13 protein-coding genes are annotated in these 13,311 nt (G+C 71.5%); 8 read left to right on the plus strand and 5 right to left on the minus strand.

Annotation, left to right across the window (positions count from 1 at the left end):
- The coding region (locus tag ACFWZ2_RS04225; RefSeq protein WP_384542150.1) for a DEAD/DEAH box helicase at nucleotides 1-1,972 on the minus strand (1,972 nt) is incomplete at its 3' end.
- A gap of 454 nt (nucleotides 1,973-2,426) precedes the next feature.
- Between ACFWZ2_RS04225 and ACFWZ2_RS04230 the strand changes: the two genes are divergently transcribed.
- Complete coding sequence (locus ACFWZ2_RS04230) at nucleotides 2,427-3,173, plus strand: ferritin-like fold-containing protein (protein WP_384541527.1); 747 nt, start codon at nucleotides 2,427-2,429, stop codon at nucleotides 3,171-3,173.
- A gap of 85 nt (nucleotides 3,174-3,258) precedes the next feature.
- Here the strand turns inward: ACFWZ2_RS04230 and ACFWZ2_RS04235 are convergent, their stop codons facing one another.
- From ACFWZ2_RS04235 to ACFWZ2_RS04250, 4 genes are all read right to left on the minus strand, one after another.
- On the minus strand, nucleotides 3,259-3,528 hold the full coding sequence (locus ACFWZ2_RS04235; RefSeq protein ID WP_384541530.1) for a hypothetical protein: 270 nt from the start codon (nucleotides 3,526-3,528) through the stop codon (nucleotides 3,259-3,261).
- A gap of 164 nt (nucleotides 3,529-3,692) precedes the next feature.
- Nucleotides 3,693-3,920, minus strand: coding sequence for a DUF3107 domain-containing protein (locus ACFWZ2_RS04240; protein ID WP_055543834.1), 228 nt, complete (start codon nucleotides 3,918-3,920; stop codon nucleotides 3,693-3,695).
- Between the two features lie 139 nt (nucleotides 3,921-4,059).
- A complete protein-coding gene (locus ACFWZ2_RS04245) occupies nucleotides 4,060-4,701 on the minus strand; it encodes a TetR/AcrR family transcriptional regulator (RefSeq protein WP_384541534.1) in 642 nt (213 codons plus the stop codon).
- 155 nt (nucleotides 4,702-4,856) lie between these two features.
- A complete protein-coding gene (locus ACFWZ2_RS04250) occupies nucleotides 4,857-5,081 on the minus strand; it encodes a hypothetical protein (RefSeq protein ID WP_384541537.1) in 225 nt (74 codons plus the stop codon).
- Nucleotides 5,082-5,241: 160 nt separating this feature from the next.
- Between ACFWZ2_RS04250 and ACFWZ2_RS04255 the strand changes: the two genes are divergently transcribed.
- The 7 genes from ACFWZ2_RS04255 (at nucleotide 5,242) to ACFWZ2_RS04285 (ending at nucleotide 13,277) form a co-directional block, all read left to right on the plus strand.
- Nucleotides 5,242-6,228 carry an alpha/beta fold hydrolase gene (locus tag ACFWZ2_RS04255; protein WP_384541540.1) on the plus strand — a complete coding sequence of 329 codons (987 nt, stop codon included), beginning with the start codon at nucleotides 5,242-5,244 and terminating at the stop codon, nucleotides 6,226-6,228.
- A gap of 8 nt (nucleotides 6,229-6,236) precedes the next feature.
- Complete coding sequence (locus tag ACFWZ2_RS04260) at nucleotides 6,237-7,661, plus strand: DUF3152 domain-containing protein (protein ID WP_384541543.1); 1,425 nt, start codon at nucleotides 6,237-6,239, stop codon at nucleotides 7,659-7,661.
- A 68-nt stretch (nucleotides 7,662-7,729) separates the two neighbouring features.
- Nucleotides 7,730-7,822, plus strand: coding sequence for an Ms4533A family Cys-rich leader peptide (locus ACFWZ2_RS04265; protein ID WP_317850838.1), 93 nt, complete (start codon nucleotides 7,730-7,732; stop codon nucleotides 7,820-7,822).
- Between the two features lie 160 nt (nucleotides 7,823-7,982).
- On the plus strand, nucleotides 7,983-9,707 hold the full coding sequence (locus tag ACFWZ2_RS04270) for an ABC transporter substrate-binding protein (RefSeq protein ID WP_384541546.1): 1,725 nt from the start codon (nucleotides 7,983-7,985) through the stop codon (nucleotides 9,705-9,707).
- Nucleotides 9,708-9,709: 2 nt separating this feature from the next.
- A complete protein-coding gene (locus tag ACFWZ2_RS04275; protein ID WP_384541549.1) occupies nucleotides 9,710-10,636 on the plus strand; it encodes an ABC transporter permease in 927 nt (308 codons plus the stop codon).
- Nucleotides 10,633-11,622, plus strand: a complete 990-nt coding sequence (locus ACFWZ2_RS04280; RefSeq protein WP_384541552.1) for an ABC transporter permease — start codon at nucleotides 10,633-10,635, stop codon at nucleotides 11,620-11,622. The genes ACFWZ2_RS04275 and ACFWZ2_RS04280 overlap by 4 nt, the downstream gene beginning before the upstream one ends.
- Nucleotides 11,619-13,277 carry a dipeptide ABC transporter ATP-binding protein gene (locus ACFWZ2_RS04285; RefSeq protein ID WP_384541555.1) on the plus strand — a complete coding sequence of 553 codons (1,659 nt, stop codon included), beginning with the start codon at nucleotides 11,619-11,621 and terminating at the stop codon, nucleotides 13,275-13,277. The genes ACFWZ2_RS04280 and ACFWZ2_RS04285 overlap by 4 nt, the downstream gene beginning before the upstream one ends.
- Nucleotides 13,278-13,311: the final 34 nt, after the last annotated feature.

Consider the following 13,311-nt stretch of genomic DNA (forward strand, 5'->3'; position numbering starts at 1 on the left):
CTTCCGCCTCGGCCTCGGGGACGGCGGCCTCGGCGACCTTCTCCGCGACCTTGCGGGTGCGACGGCGCGGCTTGGCGGCCGGGGCCTCGGCCTCGACGACCTCGACGGTCTCCGCGGTCTCGACCGCGGCGGTGGCCTTGCGCGTACGGCGCTTGGGCTTCTCGGCCGGGGCCTCGACCGCGTCCGTGGTGCCTTCGGCGGTGTCCAGCGCGGCTTCCGCGGCCTTGCGGGTGCGGCGGCGCGGCTTGGTCACCGGCGCCTCGGCCTCGACGACTGCCTCGGCGGCCTTGGCCGCGGCGGTCTTGCGGGGCTTGCGCTTCGGCTTCTCGACCGGGGCTTCCGCCTCGGCCTCGGGGACGGCGGCCTCGGCGACCTTCTCCGCGACCTTGCGCGTACGACGACGCGGCTTGGTCACCGGGGCCTCGGCCTCGACGGTCTCGACGACGGCCTCGGCCGCGGGGGCGGCGGTCTCCGTCGGCGTGACCTCGGCCGTGGCCAGGGCCTCCGACGCGGCGCCGCGCGTGCGGCGACGACGGCGCGGGGTGCGCGGCTCGGTCGCCTCGGGGGCCGCATCGGCCTCCGGAGCGGCCGGTGCGGCCGGTGCGGCCGGGGTGGTCGGCGTCGTCGTGGCGTCCAGCGGGCTGCCGGCCCGCGTGCGGCGGCGCCGGCGCGGGGTGCGCGCGGGGCGCTCGCGCTCGGCGGACGCCGGGCCCGAACGGTCCCGGTCACGGTCGCGGTCCTGCGTACGACCGCCGGAGCGGCCACCGCGGCCGCGCCCACCGGTCTCACCGAGGTCCTCGATCTCCTCCGCGCCCAGACCCGCACGGGTCCGCTCGGCGCGCGGCAGCACACCCTTGGTGCCCGCCGGGATGTCCAGCTCCTCGTAGAGGTGCGGGGAGCTGGAGTACGTCTCGACCGGGTCGTTGAAGCCCAGCTCAAGCGCCTTGTTGATCAGCTGCCAGCGCGGGATGTCGTCCCAGTCGACCAGCGTGATCGCCGTACCCGACGCGCCCGCGCGGCCGGTGCGGCCGATGCGGTGGAGGTAGGTCTTCTCGTCCTCGGGGGACTGGTAGTTGATGACGTGCGTGACGCCGCCGACGTCGATGCCGCGCGCGGCGACGTCGGTGCAGACGAGCACGTCCACCTTGCCGTTGCGGAACGCGCGCAGGGCCTGCTCGCGCGCGCCCTGGCCGAGGTCGCCGTGCACGGCACCCGAGGCGAAGCCCCGGCGTTCCAGCTGCTCGGCGATGTCGGCGGCGGTCCGCTTCGTACGGCAGAAGATCATGGCGAGGCCACGGCCCTCCGCCTGGAGGATGCGCGCGACCATCTCCGGCTTGTCCATGTTGTGCGCGCGGTACACGTGCTGCTTGATGTTCGCGACGGTCGCGCCCTCGTCGTCCGGCGCGGTGGCGCGGATGTGCGTGGGCTGCGACATGTAGCGACGGGCCAGGCCGATGACGGCGCCCGGCATGGTCGCCGAGAACAGCATCGTCTGGCGCTTCGCGGGAAGCATGTTGATGATCTTCTCGACGTCGGGCAGGAAGCCCAGGTCGAGCATCTCGTCGGCCTCGTCGAGGACCAGGCACTTGACGTGCTTGAGGTCCAGCTTGCGCTGGCCCGCGAGGTCGAGCAGGCGGCCCGGGGTGCCGACGACCACGTCGACGCCCTTCTTGAGCGCCTCGACCTGCGGCTCGTAGGCACGGCCGCCGTATATGGCGAGGACGCGGACGTTGCGCGCCTTGCCCGCGGTCAGGAGGTCGTTCGTCACCTGCTGGCACAGCTCGCGCGTGGGGACGACGACGAGGGCCTGCGGCGCCTCGGTCAGCTGCTCGGGCTGCGCGCGGCCCGCCTCGACGTCGGCCGGGACGGTGACGCGCTCCAGGATCGGCAGACCGAAGCCCAGCGTCTTGCCGGTGCCGGTCTTGGCCTGGCCGATGACGTCCGTGCCGGAAAGGGCGACGGGGAGCGTCATCTCCTGGATGGGAAAGGGATTGATGATGCCGACGGCCTCAAGGGCCTCGGCCGTCTCGGGAAGAATCCCGAGCTCTCGGAAAGTCGTAGTCAGGGCAATGCCTCTTCTGTGAGACGCGGCGCGAGGCGAACGCTGGGGGTCGTGACCGTGCCACTACCGCCGGCTGCTTGGGGGGCGGGCCGGGGGCGCGGGACCACTGCCTGCGCTCGAGCGCTCTCACCGCTGAGGTTCCCTCCTCATGCCGTACGCATCTGCGCGTACGCCCTGGAGGGCTGTCGGGTCGGAGCCGATCGGGCCACCGACCGGGCATCCTCATTCGTACGGCCCGTCGAATATTCGGCGGGCGCATTACCACTGTACCCCGGAATCTCGCATGCGTGTCCGGCGAATTGGTCACATGGTCGTGGTCACAGTGCATGACCAGGGCCTTCCGCCTTACGGCAGGCGGGCTATTGTGCGCTTCATGGAGACGCCTGACACCCCTGCCGAATCCGCCCCCGAACCCACCGGAGTCGCCGCCCAGGACTGGGCGAAAGCTTCCGCCGAGCCCCACTACCGCGCCGCGGTCGTGGACCTCCTTGGCGCGCTCGCCTACGGGGAGCTCGCGGCGTTCGAGCGGCTCGCGGAGGACGCGAAGCTGGCGCCGACGCTCGGCGACAAGGCGGAGCTCGCGAAGATGGCGTCGGCCGAGTTCCACCACTTCGAGCAGCTCAGGGACCGTTTGTCCGCGATCGGCGCGGAGCCGACCGAGGCGATGGAGCCGTTCGTCGCCGCGCTCGACGGCTTCCACCGCCAGACCGCGCCGTCCGACTGGCTGGAGGGCCTGGTCAAGGCGTACGTCGGTGACTCGATCGCCAGCGACTTCTACCGCGAGGTGGCGGCCAGGCTCGACGCGGACACGCGTGAGCTCGTGCTCGGTGTCCTCGACGACACGGGGCACGCGAGCTTCGCCGTGGAGAAGGTGCGGGCCGCGATCGAGGCGGATCCGCGGGTCGGGGGACGGCTCGCGCTGTGGGCGCGGCGGCTCATGGGGGAGGCGCTCTCGCAGTCGCAGCGGGTGGTCGCCGATCGGGATGCGTTGTCGACCATGCTGGTCGGGGGCGTGGCCGATGGGTTTGATCTTGCCGAGGTCGGGCGGATGTTCTCTCGGATCACTGAGGCGCACACCAAGCGGATGGCTGCGCTTGGCCTTGCGGCCTAGCTGAACCCCGGGGCGGTTCGGGGGCACCTGCGGGTCGGCTGTGGCTGGGCGCGCAGTTCCCCGCGCCCCTTACGGGGCGCTCCTTTTACGCCGGTGCTGAGCGGCGCAGTCTGTTGCGCGTCGGGCGGATCAGGAGGGACAGCAGGGCCAGTGAGACGGCCACTGCTCCTGCGAGGGTGGCGGGGGCGTGGCCGGGGCCCAGTGCCATGTGGGTGATGAAGGCGCCGATGAGGGCGCCGGCCGGGCCCGTCGCGAGGACCAGGCTGCGGGTGGGCAGCCGGTGTGCGAGGCGGTGCGCCGTGGCCCAGGCCAGGGCGAGGCCGAGCAATGTGGAGCCGAGTGCTTCCAGAATCACGGTGGTGCCCTCCCTCGCGGCCAGGTGCAAATCGGTCGTAGCCGGTCTACCCCAGGCGGCCGGAATGCAACCCTCCGTCATCGGGCGCCGTCGGCGTCATGTCGCCCAACACGCAAGAAGGGCCCGGTGGTTGGAAACCACCGGGCCCTTCTCGTGTGTGCGTCCTACAGGGCGCTGAAGCCCACCTTGCGCGCGGTGGGCTCGCCGAGCTCCACATACGCGAGGCGGTCGGCCGGAACCAGGACCTTGCGGCCGTGGTCGTCCACGAGGCTCAGCAGCGGCGACTTGCCGGTCAGCGCCTCGGACACCGCGCGCTCGATTTCCTCGGCGCTCTGGCCGCTCTCCAGCACGATCTCGCGGGGCGCGTACTGCACGCCGATCTTGACCTCCACGGCTTTGTCCCTCCGACGGTCAGTCTGTGCGCGGCCGTCCGCGCCGTACCCAGCACACATTAGCCCGGTGAGGGGACGTGGACGGCCGCGGCCGTGCACGCCAGGAGCGAACACGGGACGGGAACAAAGGGGCGAGGGGTCAGTGGCCCTCGGTGCCGTGCAGCGGGAAGCCCGCGATGCCGCGCCAGGCCAGCGACGTGATCAGCTGGACCGCCTTCTCGCGCGGGACCGTGCTGTCGCTCGCCAGCCAGTAGCGCGCGACCACCTGGGAGTACCCGCCGAGACCGACGGCGAGGAGCATCGCCTCGTCCTTGGGCAGGCCGGTGTCCTCGGCGATGACCTCGCAGATCGCCTCGGCGCACTGCAGCGTGACGCGGTCCACGCGCTCGCGGACCGCGGCCTCGTTCGTCAGGTCCGACTCGAAGACCAGGCGGAAGGCGCCGCCCTCGTCCTCGACGTACGCGAAGTAGGCGTCCATCGTCGCGGCGACGCGGAGCTTGTTGTCCGTGGTGGACGCGAGCGCCGTGCGGACGGACTGCAGCAGCGACTCGCAGTGCTGGTCGAGCAGTGCGAGGTAGAGGTCGAGCTTGCCCGGAAAGTGCTGGTAGAGCACCGGCTTGCTGACGCCGGCGCGCTCGGCGATGTCGTCCATCGCGGCCGCGTGGTACCCCTGCGCGACGAAAACCTCCTGGGCCGCGCCCAGGAGCTGGTTGCGTCGGGCACGGCGCGGCAGGCGTGTGCCCCGCGGGCGTGCCGCCTCTGTCTGCTCGATGGCTGTCACGCCGCCTCCCAAATCGTCCGATGTGCGGTGAGCGCCGCGCCGCCATCGTACTTTTCGGTAACAGTGATGTGCGCGGTGCGAGCGCAGAATTTCACGGACTGGATGGCCGTGGAAGCCGTGCGTAGCAGGGCAAACACGGTCAGGTCGCCGGTGGGCTACCGATAGTCGTCCTCGTCGATGCTGACGACGCGGGCCTGTTCGGCGAGGTCCGCCTCGTTCGCGGCGTTCGGATCGGCGTCCCGCAGGGAGTCGTCGTGCTCCGGTGTGAGGTCCGCGTGCTGTTCGACGGAGTCCGCCTCCGGCGTCTCGACGTCGGTGTCGGCCGCCGCCGCGGTGTCCTCGACGTCGAAGGTGTCCGGGTCGCTGGGATCGACGGTCATCGTGGCTCTCTTCCCTAGTGGTGCCTAGTGGTGCGAGTGCCCTGTTCGCCCTCTTTCTATGAGCGTAGGAGACACCCGGACGGGGCGCTACGCGATCCATGGGCGATCTGTGACGGCGAACACGTGAACTACCGCGTGATCGTCTCGTAACATTGCCCGCATGTCTTCGACCGAGCTGCCCCACCTGCTGGCCAGTGCCGCCGCGCCCAAGCCGGGTGCCGTGGCGGTCGCCGAGGGCGAGCGGCTCGACTCCGTCGGCCTGCCCGGGCTCACGCTGTCGGTGCGGTCCAGGCCGTCCGTGCGCACCGGCCTGCCGCCCGCGCTGTACGTGCACGGGCTCGGCGGTTCCTCGCAGAACTGGTCGGCCCTGATGCCGCTGCTCGAGGACGTCGTGGACTGCGAGGCGATCGACCTGCCGGGGTTCGGTGACTCTCCGCCACCGGACGACGGCGACTACTCCATCACCGGGCACGCGCGCGCGGTGATCCGTTATCTCGACGCGCGCGCCCGCGGGCCCGTCCACCTCTTCGGGAACTCGATGGGCGGCGCCGTCACGACGCGCGTCGCCGCGGTGCGCCCCGACCTCGTCCGCACGCTGACGCTGGTGTCGCCCGCGCTCCCCGAGCTGCGGGTGCAGCGCACGGCGCTGCCGACCGGGCTGCTCGCGGTGCCCGGCGTCGCCCCGCTCTTCACCAGGCTCACCAGGGACTGGACGGCCGAGCAGCGGGTGCGCGGTGTCATGGGGCTCTGTTACGGCGACCCGGGCAGAGTCACGCCGGAAGGATTCAGCGCGGCGGTGCGGGAGATGGAGCGCAGGCTTCAACTCCCTTATTTCTGGGACGCGATGACGCGTTCGGCGCGCGGGATCGTGAACGCGTACACGCTGGGCGGCCAGCACGGGCTCTGGCGCCAGGCCGAGCGGGTGCTCGCGCCGACCCTGCTTGTCTACGGCGGGCGCGATCTGCTCGTCTCGTACCGCATGGCGCACAAGGCGGCCGCCGCGTTCCGTGATGCGCGGCTCCTGACGCTGCCGGAGGCGGGACACGTCGCGATGATGGAGTACCCCGACAGCGTGGCCACGGCCTTCCGTGAACTCCTCGCCGATACGGGCGGGTCGAGCGGCCGGCGCGCGGGTTCGGGGAGCTGAGGCGGGGCGTGGGACGTCACAGCCGCCGCGGCCCGGCAGGCACCGAGAACACCACAGGCACCTCTGGCATACCGCTCGCACAGGGTGCGAGCGCGGGCGCGGCCCGCCCGCCGGGGCCCGGCACGGGGCGCCGACGACGGGTGCCGACGGAGGACGGGACGCCTGCGCAGGGCGCGCCTGCCCACGGCACGCCCGCGCAGGGAACCCCCGCGCAAGGAACCCCGGCCCATGGCACCCCTGCCCACGGCACGCCCGCGCAGGGAACCCCCGCGCACGGCACCCCCGCCCACGGCACGCCGCAGGCGCACGTCCGTGGCGGGCATCCCGAGCAGCGGGAGCCCGGTGGCGGGTGGGGCGACGGGACCGGGACCGGCACCGGATCGGGTCCGCGGGTGGGCGCCGGGTACGGAGTGCCGCCGCGTGTGCCCGGGCCCCGGCAGGAGTACGTCGAGGCATTCCCCGGCAAGGGCCGGGGCGATGACCCGGCTCCGAGTGCGCCCCCGCCGCCCCGCGACCCGTACGCCTCCGTCACGGACTGGGGCGACGCCCCGGAGCTGCCCCTCGCGGCCGACGGTGCCGAGGGTGACGGCGACGACGGTGACGGCGAGAAGAGCGGCAAGGGGCGCACCTTCACCGGTATCGCGGCCGCCGCGGTGACCACCGTGCTCGCGGTCGTCGTGGCAGGTCAGGTCGCCGACGGGCCGGAGGAATCGGGTCCGAGGACGCAGGCGGCGCCCGGTGGCGGCGCGCGTGACACCGACGACCCGGCCTCGCGTTCGGACGCGCGGCCGACCCCGTCCGCGGCCCCGTTGACGTACGACCAGAAGATGGGCAAGAAGTACCCGCTGGACGCGAAGCTCAAGGCGTCCGGCGACTTCGAGGCGATATCCGGATTCGACAAGGCGCCCGGCAAGGGGCGGCTCTGGAAGTATCGCGTCGACGTCGAGAAGGGGCTCGGTCTGGACGGTGAGCTCTTCGCGCAGGCCGTGCAGAAGACCCTGAACGACGACCGGAGTTGGGCCCATGCCGGGGCCCGTACCTTCGAGCGGATATCGTCGGGGAAGCCCGATTTCGTCATTACGCTGGCGAGCCCGGGGACGACCGCTGCCTGGTGCGCCAAATCCGGTCTCGACACGACCCAGGACAATGTGTCGTGCGATTCCGCGGCGACGGAACGCGTGATGATCAACGCCTATCGGTGGGCGCAGGGCGCGAAGACCTATGGCGACGCCGTCAAGAAGGAATTCGGCAACGTCATCTTCCCGTACCGCCAGATGCTGATCAATCACGAGGTCGGGCACCGGCTCGGCTTCAACCACACGGACTGCACCAAGGACGGGGACCTCGCGCCCGTCATGCAGCAGCAGACCAAATTCCTTGATCACGACGGGATCAAGTGCAGGGCCAACCCCTGGGCGTTCCCCAAGAGTTGAGCCGGGACCGGCGTACGGCCCCGGCGGCCGCTTTGACATCCGTCGGAAGTTCGTTCATATTTCTCCGCATGTCGAACCGTCACGCCCCCTCGAGCGCCGCCATTGAGCTGGCGCTGCTCGGCGTGACCGCGCTCTGCGTGGCCGACATTCACTGTTGCTGACGCCTGCCCCGGCGAGTGCGTCGCATTTCTCAGCCCTTTCGCTGCTTCTTGCTGCTTTTCCCGCGCCTTCCCGGGGTCAGCCCTGCTCAATTCCCGCTGATCCGCTGCCGTTTCGTGCCTCTGTGCCTGCGTGCGGCGTTCCCCGAGAGGTCTTCTTCCGATGCGTCAATCGTCCGTCATAGCCCGCCGCGTGGCAGCGGCATCCGTCAGCCTGGTCCTGGCCTCGGGCGTCGCCGCCTGCGCGGGCCCCAAGGACAACGACGCCAAGAGCGGCGGCGACGGCAAGCCCGCCAAGGGCGGCACGCTCACCGTCCTCAACCGCGACCCGCAGGTCGACTTCGACCCGGCGCGGCTCTACACCTCGGGCGGCGGCAACGTCCCCAGCCTCGTCTTCCGCACGCTGACCACCCGCAACCGCGAGGACGGCGCCAAGGGCGCGGAGGTCGTGCCGGACCTCGCCACGGATCTGGGCAAGCCGAGCAAGAACGCCACGGTGTGGACGTACACCCTGAAGAAGGGGCTCAAGTACGAGGACGGTTCGCCGATCACCTCGGCGGACGTGAAGTACGGCATCGAGCGGTCCTTCGCCGCCGAACTCAGCGGTGGCGCGCCCTACTTGAGGGACTGGCTGATCGGCGGGGACGCGTACGAGGGGCCGTACAAGGACAAGAGCGGCAAGGGGCTCAAGTCCATCGAGACGCCCGACGAGCGGACCATCGTCTTCCATCTGAACAAGCCCGAGGGCGAGTTCCCCTATCTGGCGACGCAGACGCAGTTCACGCCCGTGCCGAAGGCCAAGGACAAGGGCACCAAGTACGAGGAGCACCCGATCTCCTCCGGCCCCTACAAGGTCGTCGAGAACGAGAACGACGGGGAGCGGCTGCGCCTGGAGCGCAATCCGCACTGGTCCGCGAAGACCGACCCGGAGCGCAAGGCGTACCCGGACACGATCGACGTACGGTCCGGGCTCGACTCGTCCGTCATCAACCAGCGGCTCTCCGCGAGCCAGGGCGCGGACGCCGCCGCCGTCACCACCGACACCAACCTCGGCCCGGCCGAGCTCGCCAAGGTCACCGGCGACAAGGAACTCTCCTCGCACGTCGGCACCGGGCACTTCGGCTACACCAACTACCTCGCCTTCAACCCGAAGGTGAAGCCGTTCGACGACCCCAAGGTGCGCCAGGCCATCTCGTACGCCGTGGACCGCTCCTCGGTCGTCAACGCCGCGGGCGGCTCCGCGCTCGCCGAGCCCGCCACCACCTATCTGCCCAACCAGAAGTCCTTCGGCTACACGAAGTACGACCACTTCCCCGCGGGCCCGAACGGCGACCCGAAGAAGGCCAAGGAGCTGCTGAAGGAGGCCGGTCACAAGGACGGGCTCACCATCACGCTCACGCACTCCAACGCCAAGGACTTCGAGACCAGCCCCGAGATCGCGACCGCCGTCCAGGACGCCCTGAAGAAGGCCGGGATCACCGTCAAGCTGCAGGGCCTGGAGGACAACGACTACCGGGACAAGGTGCACAGCGCCGACGACGAGCCCGGTCTCTTCCTCGCCCACTGGGGTGCCGACTGGCCCTCCGGCGGCCCCTTCCTCGCCCCGATCTTCGACGGCCGGCAGATCGTGAAGGACGGCGCCAACTTCAACTCCGGCTTCCTGGACGACAAGTCGGTCAACGACGAGATCGACGAGATCAACAAGCTCACCGACCTGAAGGCCGCCGCCAAGCGCTGGGGCGCCCTCGACCAGAAGATCGGTGAGCAGGCGCTGACCGTGCCGCTCTTCCACCCCGTCTACAAGCGCCTCTACGGCAAGGACATCAAGAACGTCGTCATCAGCGACTGGACCGGCGTCCTCGACATCTCCCAGGTCGCGGTGAAGTAGTCGTGACGACCTTCTGGCGGCGCCTGCGTGAGCAGCGCGCCGCCCTCGTCGCGGCGGGCGTCGTCGCGCTGCTCGTCCTCGTGGCGCTCGCCGCGCCGCTGCTCACCGCCCTGGAGGGGCAGGACCCCACCACGTACCACCCGGATCTCATCGACTCGGCGCGCGGCGGCGTGCCGGTCGGCCCGCTCGGCGGGATCAGCGGCGAGCACTGGCTCGGCGTCGAACCGCAGACCGGGCGCGACCTCTTCGCCCGCCTGGTGTACGGCGCGCGGGTCTCCCTCGGTGTCGCGTTCGCCGCGACCGTCGTGCAGGTGTTCCTCGGCGTCGTGGTCGGCGTCGCGGCCGGCCTCGGCAACCGCTGGGTGGACCAGGCGCTCAGCAGGGCCACCGACGTCATCGTGGCGATGCCCCTGATGGTCCTGTCGCTCGCCCTGATGGCGATCGTGCCCAGCGGATTCCCTCGCCCGGTGCTCGTCGCCCTCGTCATCGGGCTCGTCGCCTGGGGAAACATGGCCAAGATCGTGCGTGCCCAGACGGTCACGCTCAAGGAACTCGACTACGTGGCCGCGGCGCGGCTCAGCGGCTGGGGCACCGTGCGGATCGCCCGGCGCGAGCTGCTGCCCGCGCTCGCCGCGCCCGTCATCACCTACGCCGCGCTGCTCGTCCCCGTGAACATCACGGTCGAGGCCGCGCTGTCGTTCCTCGGTGTCGGAGTGAAGCCGCCGACCGCTTCATGGGGACAGATGCTCACCTCCGCCGACGTCTGGTACCAGGCCGCGCCGCAGTATCTGCTGCTTCCCGCGGGCGCGCTGTTCGTCACCGTGCTCGCGCTCACCGTCCTCGGCGACGGGGTGCGCACCGCGCTCGACCCGCGGGCCGCGTCGAGGCTGCGGGTCGGCACGGGCCGGAAGCGGGAGGCCAAGGCATGACCGGGTTCCTGCTGCGGCGCCTGATCGGCGCCGTCGTCACGCTGTTCGCCATCTCCGTGATCATCTACGTGGTGTTCTACGCCGCGCCGGGCGACGTCGCCCAGATCACCTGCGGGCCGCGCTGCTCGCCCGCCCAAGTCCAGCAGGTCGCCGAGCAGTTGCGGCTCGACGACCCCCTGTACGTCCGCTACTGGGACTTCCTGCAGGGCATCGTCGTCGGCCAGGACTACTCGACCGGCACGACGGTGGAGCACTGCGGCGCGCCCTGCCTCGGGCTCTCCTACCAGAGCGACCAGCAGGTCACCACGCTGATCCTGGCGAAGCTGCCGGTCACCGCGTCCCTCGCGCTCGGCGCGATGGTGATGTGGCTGATCCTCGGCGTGGGCACCGGCGTGCTCTCCGCCTGGCGGCGCGGCCGGGCCAGCGAGCGGGTGCTGACCGCCGTCACGCTCGCGGGCACCGCCACGCCCGTCTTCGTCATCGGCCTGCTGCTGATGATCGTGGTCTGCGGCCAGCTCCAGTGGCTGCCCTTCCCGCAGTACGTCGACTTCGGCGACGACCCGACGCAGTGGGCGTGGAACCTGCTGCTGCCGTGGCTCTCGCTGGCCCTGATCGAGGCCGCGAAGTACGCGCGGCTGACCCGCGCCTCGATGCTGGAGACGCTCGCCGACGACCATGTGCGGACCTTTCGCGCGTACGGCGTGGGGGAGCGGTCCATCATCGGCAGGCACGCGCTGCGGGGCGCCCTCGCGCCCGTCATCGCGCTGACCGCCAACGACGTCGGTTCGATGTTCGGCAGCGCGGTGCTCAGCGAGACGCTGTTCGGCCTGCCCGGCATCGGGCGCGAACTCGTGCACGCCGTCAAGGACGTCGACCTGCCGGTGGTGGTCGGTCTCGTCATGGTCACCGGCTTCTTCGTGGTGCTCGCCAATGCCGTCGCGGACGTCCTGTACGCGGTGGCCGACCGACGGGTGGTGCTGTCGTGAGTCTCGTCCAAGTCGAGGATCTGAGCGTGGAGTTCGGATCGGGAGTCCGTGCTGTGGACGGCCTCTCCTTCACGCTGGAGGCGGGCGGCGCGCTCGCCCTCGTCGGCGAGTCGGGGTCCGGCAAGTCGACCGTGGCGGCCGCGCTGCTCGGGCTGCACCGGGGCACGGGCGCGCGCGTCGGCGGCTCGGTGCGGGTCGACGGCATCGACGTACAGGCGGCGGGCGACGGCGCACGCGAGGCGTCGGACGCCGAACTGCGGCGGCTGCGGGGCGGGAGGGTCGCGATGGTCTTCCAGGATCCGCTCTCCTCCCTTGATCCGTACTACGCGGTGGGCGACCAGATCGCCGAGGTGTACCGCGTGCACACCGGGACGTCGCGGCGGGCGGCACGCGCGCGTGCCGTGCAGGTGCTCGAACGGGTCGGCATTCCCGACGCGGCACGCCGCTCGCGCGCGCGGCCGCACGAGTTCAGCGGCGGCATGCGCCAACGCACGCTCATCGCCATGGCGTTGGCGTGCGAACCCGCGCTGCTGATCGCCGACGAGCCGACCACCGCGCTCGACGTGACCGTCCAGGCCCAGATCCTCGACCTGCTGCACACGCTGCGCCAGGAGACCGGCATGGGGCTCCTCCTGGTCACGCACGACGTGGGCGTCGCCGCCGAGAGCGTCGACGACGTGCTCGTCATGCGCGGCGGACGCGCGGTGGAGCGGGGCGCGGTGCGCGACGTCCTCGGGGCGCCGCGCGAGGCGTACACCCGTGAGCTGCTCGACGCGGTGCCCCGTGTCGACGTGCCGCGGACGCGTCCCGCGGCGGGGCCCGGCGGCGCGGAGCCCGGCGACCCGGTGCTCGAAGCCGTCGGTCTGCGCCGGGAGTTCGGGCGCGGCAGGCGGGCCGTCACGGCGGTCGACGAGGTGTCCCTCGCCGTGCACAGGGGCGAGACCCTCGGGATCGTCGGGGAGAGCGGCAGCGGCAAGACCACCCTGGGCCGGATGCTCGTCGGCCTCCTCCAGCCGAGCGCCGGACGACTCCGCCACGGGGGTGCGGAGCGGTCCGGCGGCCGGGTGCGGCCCGATGTGCAGATGGTGTTCCAGGACCCGGTGTCCTCGCTCAACCCGCGGCGCTCCATCGGCGAGTCCATCGCGGACCCGCTGCGCGCCCGGGGCGAGGACGACTCCTTCGTACGGGAGCGGGTGCGCGAGCTCCTGGAACGCGTCGGGCTCGAAGCGGCGCACTACGACCGCTATCCGCACGAGTTCAGCGGCGGTCAGCGCCAGCGCGTCGGCATCGCGAGGGCACTCGCCGCCGAGCCGCGGGTGATCGTCTGCGACGAGCCGGTCTCCGCGCTCGACGTCACGACGCAGGCCCAAGTGACCGCGCTGCTCGCCGAGTTGCAGCGGGAGCTGGGGCTCGCGCTGATCTTCATCGCGCACGACCTCGCGGTGGTGCGCCAGGTCAGCGACCGGGTCGCGGTGATGCGTGCGGGCCGGATCGTGGAGTGCGGCCCCGCGGAGGAGGTGTACGGCTCGCCCCGCGACCCGTACACCAAGCGGCTGCTGGCCGCCGTGCCCGCGCTCGATCCCGAGGTGGCGGCGCGGCGGCGCGCGGCCCGCAAGGAGCTGACGGCGGACGGCCAGGAGCTGGCCGCAGCATAACTCTCCGTAGCGAAAAGGGGCTTCAGGGGCGCTA

Origin of the sequence: Streptomyces sp. NPDC059002 (assembly GCF_042740435.1) — a bacterium.
Lineage (GTDB): Bacteria > Actinomycetota > Actinomycetes > Streptomycetales > Streptomycetaceae > Streptomyces.